This window comes from Pseudovibrio sp. Ad26 (assembly GCF_001623285.1).
GTDB lineage: Bacteria > Pseudomonadota > Alphaproteobacteria > Rhizobiales > Stappiaceae > Pseudovibrio > Pseudovibrio ascidiaceicola.
In genome coordinates this window covers 1-15,959 of the sequence record NZ_LMCE01000025.1, presented here as the reverse complement: position 1 = coordinate 15,959, position 15,959 = coordinate 1, and the positions used below count along the sequence as shown (strand labels likewise).

Genomic DNA, 15,959 nt, shown 5'->3' with positions numbered 1-15,959 from the left:
CGTAGAAATTCGTTTTCATATTACCCAGAAGCTCCTCTCAGTGACAAGGAGATACAAGCTATACCTTCCCTTGAGCGATGACAGCCCATGGTTGAGGCAACTGGACAAATATGGAATTTACCCTAAGGTAAAGTGATATTTCCCGGTCGGTGACTGCAAACATATTGGGCGTCTATTATGGGTTTCTCTTATTTAAAGGTTGGTTTAGGTGCAATCGTGATCGTAGCTGCAGCGGGATATGGCATCATTCGATCTGGCTATGTTGCCCAATATGTTGATCAGTCCCAAAATCAGGTTGTCGAACACACTCCCTATTCCATCAGCGCAGACGCACAGGCTTTGCACGACAAGCTGCGGATTGCAGACCTGCATAATGATGTTTTGCTTTGGGGCAGGAACATATCTCAGGAGTCAGAGATCGGTCACTCTGATCTGCCACGCTTCAAAAAAGGTAATGTAGGAGTGCAAATCTTCACAAGCGTTACCAAGTCACCTCGTGGCCAGAACTACAAGAAGAACTCGGCTGAGGCCTTTGACAACATTACCTTGCTGGGTTGGCTGCAAAGCTGGCCGTCTAACGCATTAAACAAGCTTTCTGAGCGTGCGCTGTTGCAAGCGCAGCGCCTTTACGATCTGGAGAAGAAGCATCCAGACGAGATTGCCGTTGTGCATGATAGAGAAGAACTGGAAGCTGTCCTGACAGCCAGAGCTCAAGGCTCTAAAATGATTGCTGGCGTCTTAGGCACAGAAGGCGGGCATGCACTGGATGGTGATATCAAGAACGTGGACCGGCTTTACGAGGGCGGATTGCGGCTGATGGGCCTACAACACTTCTTCGACAACAAATTGGGCGGCTCCCTCCACGGTCAATCCAAAGCAGGGCTCACCGATTTTGGCAAGGATGTGGTTCGGCTTATGGAGAAGAAGGAGATGATTGTCGATGTTGCTCATTCCTCTCTAGCAGTGGTTGAAGATGTGTTGGCAATGGCTACGCGACCGATTGTCGTTTCTCATACAGGTGTAAAGGGGATTTGTGACACTCCTCGCAATCTCACAGATGACCAGGTCAGAGCAATTTCAGCAAAAGGTGGGTTGATTGGTATCGGTTTTTGGGATGCTGCAGCTTGCGACATTAGCCCAAAGGGCGTTGCAGCTTCAATTGACTATGCTGTTTCAATTGCGGGTATCGACCATGTGGCATTGGGATCGGACTTCGATGGCTCTGTTACGACTGCGTTCGATACATCCGAATATGCGGTTTTGACGCAGGAACTTTTGAAAAGAGGTTTCACAGAAAAACAGATCGCAGCAGTGATGGGCGAAAACATCATCAGGTTTTTGCTCGAGAACCTTCCACAAGGGCAAAGCGAAGAAGAAACTCTCGCCTCAAGCAATTAAGCGCTCGAAGAGTTTAGTAAGCGCAATTCATCTATCTGATGAAACTGATAAATTTTAGGGGAAAGAAAATTGGCGCACCGGGGAGGATTCGAACCCCCGACCCCCAGATTCGTAGTCTGGTGCTCTATCCAGCTGAGCTACCGGTGCGCTGTTTCTTGCGAACAAGAATTATATGTTGGCCTAGTGCTATTTAAGCCATCTACTCTTTAGAGGAGAGTAAATGGCGCACCGGGGAGGATTCGAACCCCCGACCCCCAGATTCGTAGTCTGGTGCTCTATCCAGCTGAGCTACCGGTGCAGGCCGCGTTCCCTGCGGAACGGGGGTCTATGTAGCCGCCTTACTGGACCTTGGCAAGCGCTTTAGAGAAGTTTTTTGAAGTGAATTTGCGTTTTGGGGATAACAATTTCTGACTATCAGAACAAAGACGTAGGGCATTGCAGCCTAAACGTGAGAAAAACTGCACTTGCACAGTGCAGCTTTTCCAGAGATTAGCCCTTGCTGCTGTCAGCAGGGAATAGTCTCGTAACTTTTTCAGTCGCTTGCGCCCCATGCCGATATGGAAGCTGGATTTTAAAACAAGCTCCCGTCGTCACATCTTTCTCTAATGTGATCTTACCGCCATGCGCCACAATGATCTCTGCTGCAATCGCCAGACCCAGTCCTGTTCCGCCAACCTTGCCAGATGTCTGGAAGGCTTTGAATAGCCCCTCCTGGGCTTTTGCAGGGATGCCTGGTCCCGTATCAGAGACATAGATGGACAGCATGCCGTCTTTTACCTCTGAATTAATCTCGATACGGCAAACAACACCAGACGCACCTTTGGACGTTTCCATTGCTTGTACCGAGTTCCGGCAGAGGTTGAGCAGTACGCGGAATATCTGCTCAGGATCTGCTTCCAGCTCCTGCGTCTCCGGTACGTTGACGTGCATCTCGATACCGTCAGCATATCTGGACAGGCCAAGGACCTCCTCCACATCACGCAGGACGGATGCCAGGCGTATGACACGCAGCTCAGGAGCAGCTTCCTGTGCCTTGCCGTAGGACAGCACTGCACTGGTGTAAGCGGCCGCTCGGTCAAGTGTCGCAAGAATCTTGGGTGCAACACGTTGTACTGTCGGGTCGGGCAGTAACTCTAACCTCTCAAGGAACAACTGTGCTGACGCCAGCAAATTCCGCATGTCATGGTTGATCTTGGAAACAGCTAGTCCCAGGGCTGCCATACGGCGTTGCTGGTTCAATGTCTGGTTCAGAGACTTCTGCATGGACTGCAGCTGCATTTCAGCCTCACCCAACTCATCCGTACGTCCGCTTGGCTTGATAATCTCCCGAGCGTTCTCAGGGGATTCAGCAAACCGCATCATGGAGCCAGTGAGCCGCTGCAAAGGACGCAACAGCAATGACCGAATGGACAGGTAAACGAGCGCGGCTGTCAGGCATGAGATGAGGAGAGATAACTGCAGAATGTTCAGAGCATACTTCTGCAAATCGTCTCGCAGCAAAGATGCTGGGAAGACCATATCCACTCTGCCGCCTGAGCGCATATCGATATCGCCGATGACGCGGATCTGGCCGGTTCGCGTTCCAGTCAGAAACTGAAGGCTGCATCCGATCGCATCCCAGGGAGAATCTTGTGTCATGTCAATCGTTTTGGTGACGTTCATTTCTGAACTCTCCATAGCGATCAAATTACGGCGTTCTCCAAAGGCAAGAGAGATGGCCTGCGCACCAGTTGCTTCCAGTAGTTTGTGCTGGACCTGCGGAGACAGTGTCTCACTTTCTGACAACAATGTCGCAGCAACACCGCCGACTGCCAAACGGTCACTTAGCCAAGTGTTACGATAATTTGCAATTGAAGGTACGAAAATAAGAATTTCGCTGAGCATGACAAACGAGATCGTCAACATCAGAAGTTTGCCAGAGAGTCCCATGCCCCCGCGAAATAATCTGCGGTGTTTGCCTTTCGGAGTACCATCCGAGTTCAATTTTTTCGGTGTGACCTCTGTATCAGAGGTCACTCTCCCATTATTTTGAGCCATCCACCTACCTGATGAGTTGGTACACAATGATCGTGCAGCGCAGATTGTTGTTACGCGCTATGCCTTACTCATTTTTAGCAGATGACGTGTGTCAAGCAACACACTTCTCTCACAGCTGATCACAACTGCGTCATCCAAGCTTTCTCAGAAACGCCAGAATTCTGCGGACCCACGGATTTTTGGGGGCATCCGCATAATACGTAAGTGCAGCCCTACGAATTGCTTCATTTAGTGTCGGGTACGGGAGGACCACTCCTAAGAGAGCACCGACCTTCAACTTCTGAGAGATCATTAGAGCCAGCAGACCAATCTGCTCACCAGCGCCTGGGCCCACAATAGATGCTCCAACGAGCTGTCCTTTTCCGTTAGTCAGGAGCTTAACCTGGCCCTTGCCTTTGCCTTCAGCAAGCGCTCTGTCGTTTCCGGAAAACTCTGCGGTCAAGATTTTCAGTTTATCGCCCAGCTGTTCGCGTGCTTGCTGCTCTGAAAGACCGACCTGCCCAATCTCAGGCTCAGTGTAGGTCACTGCAGGCATTGTTATGTTGTTGTGGTTGACCGGCATGCGGAACAGGATTGAGCGAATGACGAGTGAGGCGTGTGCACCTGCCGCATGTGTAAACTGCGCTCCACCGGCGACATCACCAATCGCATAGACTTTTCGGTTTGTGGTGCGCAATCCGTCATCTGCTTTGATGCCTTTGCGGGTGTATTCGATGCCAGCCGCTTCCAAGCCAAGAGAAGAGACGTTCGGCGCACGACCTGCCGCGATCAGAAGATGGGAGCCTTCAACGGTTCCTTCGGCTTCATCATCAACCTTGATGGTAACTTTTACACTAGTGTCAGTGCGTTCGACGCTATTCACCTTGGTGTTTGCAAGGATCTCAACACCTTCTGATTCCATCTTCTCTATGACTTGAGCAGCATGGGTAGGATCGGTCACCGCCAATGGACGCAGCGCTTCGATGACTGTAACACGGCTTCCCAAACGACGGTGAGCCTGTGCCATCTCCATTCCAATTGGCCCCGCACCAATAATGATCAGGTGCTCTGGGCGTTCTTTCAGTTCAAACAGATTTTCGTTGGTCAGGTAAGGTGTGTTTTCGATACCAGGGATCGGAGGGACCGCAGCGCTGGAGCCAGTGGCAATGACAAACCGGCGCGCTTTGATGAGTTGCTCTCCGACTTTGACGGTATCTGCGGAGATAAACTCACCCGCGCCTTGAATAACATTTACACCCAAACCCTCGAAGCGCTCAACAGAGTCATGCGGCGCTATGGTGGCGATAACGTCATGAACGTGATCATTCACCTTAGAGAAGTCGATCTCAGGCTCCTGAGCACCAACCCCAAATTTTTCGGATGAACGGAAGGTGGCCGCGGCTTTACCTGCTGCAATAATTGCTTTGGATGGGACGCAGCCATAGTTCAGGCAGTCACCACCCATCTTACCCTTTTCAATCAGGACAACATCCACGCCAAAGGCTGCTGCAGCTGCTGCAACTGAGAGGCCGCCTGAACCAGCGCCAATAACACAGATGTCTGGGGTCAATGTTTTTGCATTATTGTTATTTGTCATCGAGAAAGTCCGTAAATTCGAAATTGATCTGTTCTGAGAATTATTTGCCGCGAAAACGCTGAACAATCGGCGGGATGAGCGCAACCAAGCCAAGCGCTGCAAATGCCCAAATCAGCTCAGGCGTTATGAGTGCGGAGATCTCCACTTCGCACGTCCCAGCAGCTGAACAACCCGGGTTTGCCTGCTCTTGCGCCAGGATCACACTATCCAGACCGGCACCAACGAAGGCATACGCGAATGTACCAGGGATGATACCAACGAATGTGGCGATCAAATATGTGCTCAACGGAACATGGAACAGTGCAGGTGCAATGTTGACGAGCCAGAACGGAAACACTGGAGTAAGACGCAGGAAGAGAAGGTAACTGAACGCGTTCTTGCGAAAGCCCTCAGACATCTTATCGAGGAACGGCCCTGCCCTTGCTTTGAGCGTTGCGCCAACCGATGTTTTTGCAGCAATGAACAGCAATGCAGCACCAATTGTTGCTGCGAGAACTGTGAGCAGGCCACCGAAGAACCACCCAAACAAAAAACCACCTGCAATGGTGAGCAAAGATGCGCCTGGGAAAGATAGCGCAACAGCGAGGGTGTAGACGACGAAATAGATGAGAGGTGTCAGGATTGGATATTCTGCCAGATAACCAGAGAGCAGTTGCTGGTTTTTGATCAGATTGCTGATTGTGATTTGCTGATGCCAGCCCTGAGAGATGCCATAGGCGGACACGGCAAGGATAACAAAGAGTAGTCCCCAGCGTTTGATGAAGCCCAAAGCTCCCTCGGCTGATGACTTGTTATCATTGTGTTCCGTGATTCCCATGTGCTTTTCCTTAGATGGTTTCAACGTTCAGACCTGAAAAGAACCGAAACCTCAGTGTTCTTGCCTAGTCTAGACTGAATAAGTTACTATGTTTTTTGCAGGCTCAATCGCCTAATGAATTGATGCTTTACAATTTTCATACAATCAGAAAGACCTCCGGTGTTATCACAGGTTCGTGCGTTACCCGTAGTTTCACTCTGTTTTGAATGAGGGGTAACAGCTCTACACGAGGCTGTGAGACAATAAAGAGTCAGGATATCGTAGATTCCGGCACAGCAATTATTGACTTGAAGCACGCACACTAATATAAGCGCCGACGAATAGGAGTGCGGATCCCCTGTGCAAAGTCCTGCAACTTGAATAAAGTCGCGGTGACTTCGGGGAGAAGACGCACAATCCAAATTAACGTTTAAGTTGGAGCCAACGGCTCTGCTAGGGTAATAAAATGAAGCGTACTTTCCAACCGAGCAACCTTGTTCGCAAGCGTCGCCACGGCTTCCGGGCACGTATGGCAACTAAAAATGGCCGTCAGGTACTGGCACGTCGTCGTTCTAAAGGCCGTAAGCGTCTTAGCGCTTAATCGCGACGTTGCGCGGCGGCATTCATTTCATATCCATTGAACAAAAGTTCCGCCGCAAAAACATGAAAACACTCAAAAAGCGCTCCGAGTTTCTTACCGTCGCAAAAGGCGGAAGGACAGCTCGGCGCGCTTTTGTCCTTCAAGCGGCTAAAACCCGCAGTGATGGCGACCCTCGAATGGGTTATACGGTCACCAAGAAAACCGGAAACTCTGTTGAGCGCAGTCGAATAAAGCGCCGACTCCGAGCCGCTGTCGCCTTCCTTGATTTGGATATTGCCCAGATAGGCGCTGACTATGTTTTGGTTGGCAGACGAGCTGCGCTTTCACAACCTTTCGAGGATCTTTTGAAAGACCTCAAAGGCAGTGTAAGAAATGCGTTCAAGCCTCGTAAACCTCGCCCTATCCGATCAAAACCGAACTCGCTGGCAAATTCTAAACCTCCACATGATAAAGTTGAGGCCAACTGACCAGTGATGACTAATAATTCCACCCTTTTGAAAATGAGTGATCCAGTCGATGAACGATAATCGCAATATGATCGTAGCGATCGTAATGTCGCTGGTTGTGCTATTGGGCTGGCAATATTTTATTGCCGGACCACAGTTAGAAGCTCAGCAGGACGCGCAACAGGCGCAGCTGGCAGACGATGCACAACAAGCCGGTTCCAGCTCACCCGTTGCACTGCCTGAAGGTGCATCCGGTCAAGTGGCTGCTCCTGGCACCGATAGCGGGACCGCGGCGCAATCATTCGTCAGTCGCGCACAAGCACTGGCTGCATCTCCTCGCCTGACCATTGACACCCCTAGCCTCTCCGGCTCTGTCAATTTGCAAGGCGCGAAGCTGGATGACCTTCGCCTGAATGACTACCGTCAGACACAGGCCAAGGACAGTGAAACTGTTGTTCTTTTCTCGCCGAAAGGCAGCCCAGAGCCATACTACGCTGAGCATGGTTGGGTTGCAGATCCAGGTGCACAGGTTAAGCTTCCGAATGCTGAAACTGTCTGGACTGCAGAGACTTCTGGTAACCTGACACCGTCTTCCCCTATCGCTCTGAGCTGGGACAATGGCGAAGGGCTGGTGTTCAAGCGCACTTTCTCCGTCGACGAGAACTATATGTTCACTGTTGACCAGGAAGTGCAGAACAGCGCTGGCCAGAACGTTCAGCTTTATCCTTATGGGTTGATTGCGCGTAACGGCGAGCCAGAAACCGCTGGCTTCTTCGTACTGCATGAAGGTCTTATCGGCGTTATCGGCGAAGAAGGCCTCCAGGAAATCAACTATTCTGACCTGATTGAGGATGGAAGCATTCGCCCAGGTCGCGCTAACACGGGTTGGCTCGGCTTTACTGATAAGTACTGGGCTGCAACACTGATCCCAACTCCGGGCACTGAGTTCCAGCCAAACTTCTCCTACAACGCCCGCACTCAGAACTTCCAGAGTGACTATCTTGGTGACGCGGTTCAGATAGCTGATGGCACTAAAATCACCAGCTCATCACTGCTCTATGCAGGTGCAAAAGTTACCAAGCTGATCGAAGGCTATCAGGCATCCTACAACATCGAAAGCTTCGATCTCATGATCGACTGGGGTTGGTTCTACTTCCTGACCAAGCCGATGTTCTGGGCAATTGACTGGCTCTATTCTCTGGTTGGCAACTTCGGTGTCGCTATCCTGCTTGTGACCGTTATTGTGAAGGCCCTGTTCTTCCCGCTGGCAAACAAGTCCTACGTCTCCATGAGTAAAATGAAGCTCGTGCAGCCGCAGATGACTGAGATCCGCGAGAAGTTCAAGGACGACAAGCAGAAACAGCAGCAAGCCATGATGGAGCTGTACAAGAAGGAAAAGATCAACCCATTGGCAGGGTGTTTGCCGATGGTTATTCAGATCCCAGTCTTCTTCTCGCTCTATAAGGTTCTGTTCGTTACCATCGAGATGCGTCATGCGCCATTCTTCGGATGGATTCAGGATCTTTCTGCTCCAGACCCAACCACAATCTTCAACCTGTTCGGTCTGATCCCATGGGATCCGCCAAGCTTCCTGATGATTGGTGTCTGGCCTCTGATCATGGGTGTAACCATGTTCCTGCAGATGAAGATGAACCCAGCACCAGCTGAGCCTGCACAGCAGATGATCTTCAACTGGATGCCTGTTCTGTTCACCTTCATGCTGGCAACCTTCCCAGCTGGTCTCGTGATCTACTGGGCATGGAACAACACGCTTTCTGTTGCACAGCAGGGAATCATCATGCGTCGTCAGGGCGTGAAGCTTGAGCTCTTTGATAACTTGAAGAGCATGTTCAAGCGCAAGCCTAAGGAAGAAAGCAAGTAAGCTTTCCTCTTTGAATAAGACTTCGAAAACGCGGCCTCTGGGTCGCGTTTTTTGTTTGGGGTTAGCACCTTTTGTGGTGAAGCTTCACCATGGCAAACATTAGGGCTGTGCTTTGGAAAACAGCACTCGACCAAATCAAGATTGCAGGTTAAAAGGCAGGGCATGAGCTCAGAAAAAGAATATTCAGCAGAACAACTGGAGGCGGGACGCCTTCTGTTTGCGCGTCCTTGGGATTTTATTACCAGTGTGAAAGAGATGCATCAGCTTCCTGAGCTGGATGGTATCGAGATCGCGTTTGCCGGTCGTTCCAATGTTGGCAAGTCCAGTCTGATCAACAAGCTCACTGGCAAGAAAACGTTGGCTCGCACATCCAACACACCGGGCCGGACCCAGATGCTGAACTTCTTTGGGGCAGAGCACTCCATCTTAAAGATTGTCGATATGCCAGGCTACGGATACGCCGAAGCACCAAAAGGTATGGTCGATGCGTGGACATCACTTATTTTTGACTATCTGCGTGGTCGAAGCACCTTGCGTCGTGTGTTCTCTTTGATCGACTCACGTCACGGCATCAAAAAGAACGACCTTGACGCCATGGCGATTCTGGACAAGTCCGCTGTGCCTTATCAGGTCGTGCTGACCAAGGCTGATAAACTGAAGCCGGGGCAACTGCAGCGCATGAAAGACGAGACGCTGAAAGTACTCGCGAAGCGTCCAGCTGCACATCCGGAAGTCATTGCCACATCTTCAGAAAAAGGCAACGGCCTGGATGAATTGCGCGCAGAGATCGCGCAGCTGGTCAGTTACGGCTAATCAATTGCAGGTGCAGGGGGCATATTTCCCTGCGCCCTCCTTTTTCGGATAGCGGCTCTGCAAACATATCCAACACGCCTTGTCCATCCTGCAATTCCCCTGTTCTCACGTTTTGCTGCCTTTTCCCCAGCCCGCCTTAACCCGTTCTTGACCTTGGGTCAATTTACCCCCCGAATATAGACAGACCGTCGTCGAAGGGGAGGTCGTCGAATGTCTGGAAAAGACAAGCAAGATTACAATCACAGTGCTAAAATCAGTCAAAGGGGATGATGTATGTGTGCAACTCCGTCCCTCCGTCACCATTGGGCTCTTGTGCCAGAGCATGCCATTACCAATGCGTTGACCTATGTTTGGCGTTTCATTCATGCGCTACCAACACTGCTGTTGGCAGGGCTGAATTTGAAGAAGTGGTACAAAGCTCGCCAGCTTGGGCCTACCCCGCTGGAACGCTCTCTGATTTCTGCCTACCTCCGTGATGAGTTCGTGCTGCACTATCAGCCGATCGTGCGAGTTGCTGATCGCAAGCTGGTTGGGGCTGAAGCTCTGATCAGATGGGAACACCCTGAGAGCGGCTTACTGCCCCCTTCCCGTTTCATCACCACTTTGTGCCGGAGCTGTCTTGGCAAGGATGTGGGCTACTGGGTCATTCGAGAAGCCTGTAAAGCGCGCAGCGGATGGAGCAATCTTGTTGATCCCAACTTCAAAATCTCCGTGAACATTTGCGGTAGAATGTTTGTTGACCAATACATCGTCTCCCGCGTCCAAAAGATTTTACAGGATACTGGCACACCCGGGCATTTCTTAGAGCTTGAAGTCACAGAACGGATTGATCTGGACAGAGCTCCTCATGCCATGGAGAGTATGCGCAAGCTGCAGGAGATGGGGATCTCAGTGGCCTTTGACGACTTTGGTACTGGCTTCGCCTCTATGAAGCATCTGTTGGATTGTCCTGTTGACCGGATCAAGATTGATCGCAGTTTCCTGTCTGGTGTGCCGACCTCAGCTGTTCATAGCACCGCTTGCGCTCACTTGATTGAACTCGCTCACTTACTTGACATGGAAGTGACTGCTGAAGGTGTTGAGACGGAAGAGCAGATGCAGTTGCTAGAAAGTAGCGGCTGCACCAATGCTCAGGGCTTTTTGTTCTCCCCTCCCGCGGGTGAAGACGGTTTTGCAGATTATTTGCGCGAGAGGCATTAGACAATTTCCTCGATTACTTGAGTAAATCCACGCAGGTTGGGATGACTGAACATTTGTGACGTGATCATAATGCGGTTATATACTTCACACGCAGTCCGTGTGATTTGCGTATCAGTCCTTTGTCTTCTCCAGGTGTACAAATCGCTATGAGTTTCTCGGAATCCAGTAATCGTGCGCACGTCATTGCCCAAGCTCTTCCTTATATGCAGCGCTATGATGACCGACGTGTTGTTGTAAAATACGGCGGCAATGCAATGGGAGATGACTCCCTTTCCCGCGCTTTTGCCCGAGATATCACTCTGTTGCGCCAGTCTGGTGTTCATCCGGTTGTTGTTCACGGTGGTGGTCCTCAGATTGGTTCGATGCTTGATCGTCTCAACATCAAGAGCGAGTTTAAAGGCGGCCTTCGTGTGACGGATCAGGCGACCGTTGAGGTTGTCGAAATGGTGCTGGCCGGCTCCATCAACAAAGGCATTGTGGCAAGCATCAACCGCGAAGGTGGACGTGCTGTTGGTCTTTGTGGCAAAGACGGTGACATGGTCACTGCACGTAAATTGCACCGCAAGCACCGCGATCCAGATTCCAAGATCGAAGAGGTTCTGGACCTTGGGTTTGTTGGCGAGCCCGAAGCAGTCAACGCCAAGGTGCTTGAGCTGATCCTTGAACGTGATCTCATTCCTGTTGTTGCTCCTGTTGCGCCGGGTCGTGATGGTGCGACTTACAACATCAATGCAGATACCTTTGCTGGTGCGATTGCGGGCTCTTTGAACGCCAAACGCTTGCTGTTCCTTACCGACGTTCCGGGTGTTCTGGACAAAGACGGCAAGCTTATCAAGCAGCTGACCCGTGCCGGAGCCCGGGCTCTTATTGAGGATGGCACAATCTCCGGCGGCATGATTCCGAAGGTTGAGACCTGTCTCGAAGCCCTTGAACAGGGTGTTGAAGGCGTTGTTATTGTTGACGGAAAAGTCGCCCACGCCGTTCTTCTGGAACTCTTCACCGACCACGGTGCAGGTACTCTGATCGTACCTTGATAATTGATGCAGGGAGGCGAAAGACGCTCGCCTCTCTTGCTATCCTTATTCTTTCCTGTTTTGCTTGGTATCAAACAACACTTATCGGCATAGCTGATAACTGAACGGATAAGCATGACCAATTCCCCATTTGCCAGCGTTGAAAGCTGGGTTTTCGATCTGGATAATACTCTCTACCCTCACCATTCAAACCTGTTCGATCAAATCGATCAGCGGATGTCTGAGTTTGTACAAAAGCTCACTGGAAAGCCGGCTGAGCAGGCGAGAGAGTTGCAGATCTCCTATTACAAAGAGTATGGAACCACTCTGCGTGGTTTGATGCTTGAACATAACATTGAACCTGATGAGTTCCTTGAATACGTGCATGACATTGACCACTCCGTGTTGGACCCTAACCCCCAGCTTGCAGATGCGATCAACCAACTGCCGGGCAAGTGCTACATCCTGACAAACGGAACGCGAAAACATGCGGAATCCGTTGCCAATCGTCTGGGTATCACACAGCACTTCGAAGACATCTTCGGGATTATGGAAGCAGATTTGATCCCGAAACCTGCAGAAGAAACCTACCAGCGGTTTTTGGAGAAGAACGGCATTCTTCCGCAGAAAGCAGCCATGTTTGAGGATCTTTCACGCAATCTGGTTGTTCCTAACTCTCTTGGAATGCGCACTGTGCTTGTTATTCCGGACGGAACACGCGAGGTTTTCCGCGAAGATTGGGAACTTTCGAGCGGCAGCGAGCCTCACGTGGATTTTGTGACAGATCATCTGGATGGCTTCCTCTATAATATCCTAGGGGAACTCAAGAATTAGAGGAATTCCTTCGAAACACGAAGGTGCCTCTGTTTCGCATCTCAAACTCCTGTAGGGGCAGTTTCGACCAAAAATTGCAATTTTTGCGCATAATAAGGCGCAAAGAGAAAAAATATCACGATCGTCTAGACGAATGCCGTTTTTCCCTTTATTGAGATTAATTCAAGAACTCATAAGGAAGGGCATTCGTCATGGTTTCACTGCGCGCGCTACACGCATTTTCACTGTTGGCCAAACACGGCCGAGCAGCTCGTGCCGCAGAGGATCTTGGCGTTACACCATCAGCCCTGACGCATCTGCTCCGATCATTGGAGAACGAACTTGGCGCCGCGCTTGTTATTCGTGATGGCCGAGGGCTTGCATTGACAGAGGAAGGCCAGCGTCTATCCACTAACCTTGGCAATTCTTTTGACCAGATCGAGCATGCTGTTGAAGCGTTCCGGCGCAGAAGCCGGACTGAGTTGCGCATTTCTACCCTTTCTACAGTTGCAACACGCTGGCTTATTCCACGCTTGCCGGACTTTCAGGAAAAGCATCCGGATATTGAGCTGCTTATCTCGACAAGTATGCGCGTCGTGGATCTTGACCGGGAGTCCTATGATTGCGCAATCCGGTTGGGGGATGGGGCCTGGCCGCATGTTGAGCGGCACCAGCTCTGGCAGGAAGATCTGGTTGTTGCCTTTGCTCCTCAGCTGAGCAACGGCGATCCGAACCCTGATATTAAGCTGCTTGATAAACTGAAGTTGCTGCATACCTCCTCCAGACGTGAAGACTGGCCGCGTTGGTTGAATGGCACCGGCCTGCCTCATCCGGATCAGACCTCTGGTGCGATGTTTGAAAGCCGGAACATGGCTATTCAGGCTGCTGTTGCGGGTATGGGTGCGATTGCGATTGATACCCGCTTTGTTGAACAGGAAGTGGCAGCTGGTCATCTGGTGGTTCCGGATTGGCCGCGTCTTTCTCTGGAAAGTGGCTATTGGTTTGTACGTAATGCGAACCGTCCTTTGACCCGTCCGGTGGCTTCCTTCCACAAATGGCTGATGGAACAATCCCAGCAGCCATTCAAGGCACATGAAGCAACCTAAATCGATACATGAGACAACCGGAAGTCTGAGAGTATTGACTTCTGGTTGGGGCTTGCGTACCCCTCGGTAGCTCTAATTCGAAACCCATTAATTATGAGAGTCTGCCGCCAATGAGCCAGATTGATCTTGCTGCCCTTGAGGCCACCATCAACGCTGCATTTGATGACCGTGATAACATCAGCACTGACACCACAGGTGACGTGCGTGATGCAGTAAACACCGCACTGAACCTTATGGATCACGGCAAGCTGCGCGTTGCGGAAAAAACCTCTGGCGACTGGGTTGTTAATCAGTGGGCCAAGAAGGCAGTTCTGCTTTCTTTCCGTCTGAACCCAATGCAGATCATCAAAGGTGGTCCGGATCAGGCTCCTTGGTGGGATAAAGTTCCTTCCAAGTTTGACGGCTGGAGCGCGATCGACTTTGAAGAAGCTGGCTTCCGCGCTGTTCCTGGTTCCATCGTTCGTCGCTCTGCATTCGTTGGCAAGTCCGCTGTTTTGATGCCATCCTTCGTAAACCTTGGTGCGTTTGTTGACGAAGGCACAATGGTTGACACCTGGGTGACTGTTGGTTCCTGTGCTCAGATCGGTAAAAACGTTCACCTTTCTGGTGGTGTTGGCATCGGCGGTGTTCTTGAGCCACTTCAGGCAGGACCGGTTATCATTGAAGACAACTGCTTCATCGGTGCTCGCTCCGAGGTTGTTGAAGGCGTTGTTGTTCGTGAAGGTGCAGTGCTTTCCATGGGCGTCTTCATCTCCGCGACCACCAAGATCATCGACCGCAATACTGGCGAAATCTTCGTGGGTGAAGTTCCTGCGTACTCTGTTGTTGTTCCGGGCTCCATGCCAGGCAAACCGCTTCCAGACGGCACTCCGGGTCCAAACCTGGGCTGTGCGGTTATCGTGAAGCGTGTTGACGCACAGACCCGTGCAAAGACCTCTGTGAACGATCTTCTGCGCGACTAAGTTTAAGGTCAGATCTGATCGATTAAAGCCGGGGCAATTGCTTCGGCTTTTTTCTTGTCTAACCGGCGCGAGTTTCACGTGTTTAAACGCACCTCTTAACCTAAAAACCGGCTCTGTTAGGCTATGAACACATTACCTCAAGATGCTTGTTGCTTCGCTGGAGCGCATGAGTATATTGCGCTTAGAATTTGTGAGGCCCCATGAATAAGAATAGCAATCTGCACAAACTTGTTTTCCAGCTGGATCCACATGACTGGCACGGCATTGACAGTGAAACTGTGTGGGTACGCTCGCTCGGTGGCAATCGCTATAAGCTTGAAAACACACCCTTCTTTGCTTGCGGCGTTGCCAATGGTGACGAGCTGCTTGCCAACCGGCAAAAAGGGCAGCTTGTTTTTGACAGGGTCGATAAGGCATCGGGTCATTCAACCTACCGGATCATGGTGGAAGAGACGACACAGCCAGAAGAATTCTCCAAGCAGTGGTCCAAGTTGGAAAAACTTGGCTGTACATGCGAGGACATTGACGCTGATCCACCGCTGTTCAGCGTAGATATTCCGGCAAAGGTCGACATCCACGTCGCCTACTCCATTCTGGAAGAAGGCGAAGGTCTTGGTATCTGGGCTTTTGAAGAAGGTCACTGCGGGCACAAGGTCTAGCATTTCAGCCCGCTCAAACTGACAAGCACGAATATCACCGCTGGATCATCCCGGCGGTGTTTGTGTTTGAGGTTCCCGCTTAAACGGGTGGAGCAAGACGAACAGGCTTTGCCTGCGCTACTTGTTGGATATGTTTCTTCGGCAATGGCTGTTCGCCTCGCCCGGGCCTTTTCTCATGAACACGCGGGCTCCCTCACGGACAGACGCGACTGACACGTTTGCGCATCACAGATGCGCTTCCATGCCTTTGACAGTTTCCTGTCACCACCGGACGTTCTCCGGAACGATCCCAAGCTCCCTACTACCACTGTGGTCTCAATAGGGTATGGCGCTTCACCGGACCTCCCGACACGATACGTTACCTCATGCCGGTAGCCCAACCCCGCCCACGCCGCGGAATGGACGGTCCACTCCTGCCCGAATGCGTGGGCACGGGACTAAGAGTAAGCAGGATTTTGGAGAGGGGGATAAGTTTTGTAGGCGAAAGTCAGTTGCTCTTTGTCTCAGTCCGCCGCCGTCATCCCGCATATGATGTACATACCGGAGACATAGGTGACAGGTGTTCGGAGAGATGGTTGACACATTAACATGGCATTCAGGGAGGGACCGGGATGCCTTGGAAAGAGTGTTCAACAATGAAACTTCGAGAAGAGTTTG

General features: G+C 51.1%; 14 protein-coding genes and 2 tRNA genes. 11 read left to right on the top strand and 5 right to left on the bottom strand.

Features of this window, described 5'->3' with window-relative positions; genetic code table 11:
- Positions 1-177: 177 nt before the first annotated feature.
- Positions 178-1,398, top strand: a complete 1,221-nt coding sequence (locus PsAD26_RS05220; RefSeq protein WP_063309560.1) for a dipeptidase — start codon at positions 178-180, stop codon at positions 1,396-1,398.
- A gap of 70 nt (positions 1,399-1,468) precedes the next feature.
- Here the strand turns inward: PsAD26_RS05220 and PsAD26_RS05215 are convergent.
- The 5 genes from PsAD26_RS05215 to PsAD26_RS05195 form a co-directional block, all read right to left on the bottom strand.
- A tRNA-Arg gene (locus PsAD26_RS05215) sits at positions 1,469-1,545 on the bottom strand.
- Positions 1,546-1,619: 74 nt separating this feature from the next.
- Positions 1,620-1,696: transfer RNA gene (locus PsAD26_RS05210), tRNA-Arg, on the bottom strand.
- A 191-nt stretch (positions 1,697-1,887) separates the two neighbouring features.
- Positions 1,888-3,303 (bottom strand): HAMP domain-containing sensor histidine kinase, encoded by a 1,416-nt coding sequence (locus PsAD26_RS05205; RefSeq protein ID WP_208985524.1) that lies wholly within the window; start codon positions 3,301-3,303, stop codon positions 1,888-1,890.
- Positions 3,304-3,565: 262 nt separating this feature from the next.
- The gene (locus PsAD26_RS05200) at positions 3,566-5,011 is read right to left on the bottom strand and encodes an FAD-dependent oxidoreductase (protein ID WP_063309558.1); all 1,446 of its coding nucleotides are present in this window, start codon (positions 5,009-5,011) and stop codon (positions 3,566-3,568) included.
- A 40-nt stretch (positions 5,012-5,051) separates the two neighbouring features.
- Positions 5,052-5,828 carry a VTT domain-containing protein gene (locus PsAD26_RS05195; RefSeq protein ID WP_063309557.1) on the bottom strand — a complete coding sequence of 259 codons (777 nt, stop codon included), beginning with the start codon at positions 5,826-5,828 and terminating at the stop codon, positions 5,052-5,054.
- 445 nt (positions 5,829-6,273) lie between these two features.
- Between PsAD26_RS05195 and rpmH the strand changes: the two genes are divergently transcribed.
- From rpmH to PsAD26_RS05150, 10 genes are all read left to right on the top strand, one after another.
- The gene (rpmH, locus tag PsAD26_RS28730; RefSeq protein ID WP_082596783.1) at positions 6,274-6,408 is read left to right on the top strand and encodes a 50S ribosomal protein L34; all 135 of its coding nucleotides are present in this window, start codon (positions 6,274-6,276) and stop codon (positions 6,406-6,408) included.
- Positions 6,409-6,470: 62 nt separating this feature from the next.
- Positions 6,471-6,875, top strand: coding sequence for a ribonuclease P protein component (gene rnpA, locus PsAD26_RS05190; RefSeq protein ID WP_208981682.1), 405 nt, complete (start codon positions 6,471-6,473; stop codon positions 6,873-6,875).
- A 49-nt stretch (positions 6,876-6,924) separates the two neighbouring features.
- Positions 6,925-8,736 carry a membrane protein insertase YidC gene (gene yidC, locus PsAD26_RS05185; RefSeq protein WP_063309556.1) on the top strand — a complete coding sequence of 604 codons (1,812 nt, stop codon included), beginning with the start codon at positions 6,925-6,927 and terminating at the stop codon, positions 8,734-8,736.
- A gap of 162 nt (positions 8,737-8,898) precedes the next feature.
- Positions 8,899-9,549, top strand: a complete 651-nt coding sequence (yihA, locus tag PsAD26_RS05180; RefSeq protein WP_057462867.1) for a ribosome biogenesis GTP-binding protein YihA/YsxC — start codon at positions 8,899-8,901, stop codon at positions 9,547-9,549.
- A 273-nt stretch (positions 9,550-9,822) separates the two neighbouring features.
- Positions 9,823-10,749, top strand: coding sequence for an EAL domain-containing protein (locus tag PsAD26_RS05175; protein WP_063309555.1), 927 nt, complete (start codon positions 9,823-9,825; stop codon positions 10,747-10,749).
- Between the two features lie 146 nt (positions 10,750-10,895).
- Positions 10,896-11,783, top strand: a complete 888-nt coding sequence (argB, locus tag PsAD26_RS05170) for an acetylglutamate kinase (RefSeq protein ID WP_063291370.1) — start codon at positions 10,896-10,898, stop codon at positions 11,781-11,783.
- A gap of 114 nt (positions 11,784-11,897) precedes the next feature.
- Positions 11,898-12,596, top strand: coding sequence for a pyrimidine 5'-nucleotidase (locus tag PsAD26_RS05165; RefSeq protein ID WP_063309554.1), 699 nt, complete (start codon positions 11,898-11,900; stop codon positions 12,594-12,596).
- Between the two features lie 191 nt (positions 12,597-12,787).
- A complete protein-coding gene (locus tag PsAD26_RS05160) occupies positions 12,788-13,681 on the top strand; it encodes a LysR substrate-binding domain-containing protein (protein WP_063309553.1) in 894 nt (297 codons plus the stop codon).
- Positions 13,682-13,791: 110 nt separating this feature from the next.
- On the top strand, positions 13,792-14,643 hold the full coding sequence (gene dapD / locus PsAD26_RS05155) for a 2,3,4,5-tetrahydropyridine-2,6-dicarboxylate N-succinyltransferase (RefSeq protein WP_063309552.1): 852 nt from the start codon (positions 13,792-13,794) through the stop codon (positions 14,641-14,643).
- Positions 14,644-14,843: 200 nt separating this feature from the next.
- A complete protein-coding gene (locus tag PsAD26_RS05150) occupies positions 14,844-15,302 on the top strand; it encodes a DUF4265 domain-containing protein (RefSeq protein ID WP_063309551.1) in 459 nt (152 codons plus the stop codon).
- The last annotated feature ends 657 nt before the right edge of the window (positions 15,303-15,959 follow it).

Coding starts and splice junctions, on each gene's coding strand:
- rpmH (WP_082596783.1), top strand. CDS start 6,274: ATGAAGCGTACTTTCCAACCGAGCAACCTTGTTCGCAAGCGTCGCCAC.
- yihA (WP_057462867.1), top strand. CDS start 8,899: ATGAGCTCAGAAAAAGAATATTCAGCAGAACAACTGGAGGCGGGACGC.
- argB (WP_063291370.1), top strand. CDS start 10,896: ATGAGTTTCTCGGAATCCAGTAATCGTGCGCACGTCATTGCCCAAGCT.
- PsAD26_RS05175 (WP_063309555.1), top strand. CDS start 9,823: ATGTGTGCAACTCCGTCCCTCCGTCACCATTGGGCTCTTGTGCCAGAG.
- PsAD26_RS05220 (WP_063309560.1), top strand. CDS start 178: ATGGGTTTCTCTTATTTAAAGGTTGGTTTAGGTGCAATCGTGATCGTA.
- PsAD26_RS05165 (WP_063309554.1), top strand. CDS start 11,898: ATGACCAATTCCCCATTTGCCAGCGTTGAAAGCTGGGTTTTCGATCTG.
- PsAD26_RS05205 (WP_208985524.1), bottom strand. CDS start 3,303: ATGTTGACGATCTCGTTTGTCATGCTCAGCGAAATTCTTATTTTCGTA.
- PsAD26_RS05200 (WP_063309558.1), bottom strand. CDS start 5,011: ATGACAAATAACAATAATGCAAAAACATTGACCCCAGACATCTGTGTT.
- yidC (WP_063309556.1), top strand. CDS start 6,925: ATGAACGATAATCGCAATATGATCGTAGCGATCGTAATGTCGCTGGTT.
- rnpA (WP_208981682.1), top strand. CDS start 6,471: ATGAAAACACTCAAAAAGCGCTCCGAGTTTCTTACCGTCGCAAAAGGC.
- PsAD26_RS05160 (WP_063309553.1), top strand. CDS start 12,788: ATGGTTTCACTGCGCGCGCTACACGCATTTTCACTGTTGGCCAAACAC.
- dapD (WP_063309552.1), top strand. CDS start 13,792: ATGAGCCAGATTGATCTTGCTGCCCTTGAGGCCACCATCAACGCTGCA.
- PsAD26_RS05195 (WP_063309557.1), bottom strand. CDS start 5,828: ATGGGAATCACGGAACACAATGATAACAAGTCATCAGCCGAGGGAGCT.
- PsAD26_RS05150 (WP_063309551.1), top strand. CDS start 14,844: ATGAATAAGAATAGCAATCTGCACAAACTTGTTTTCCAGCTGGATCCA.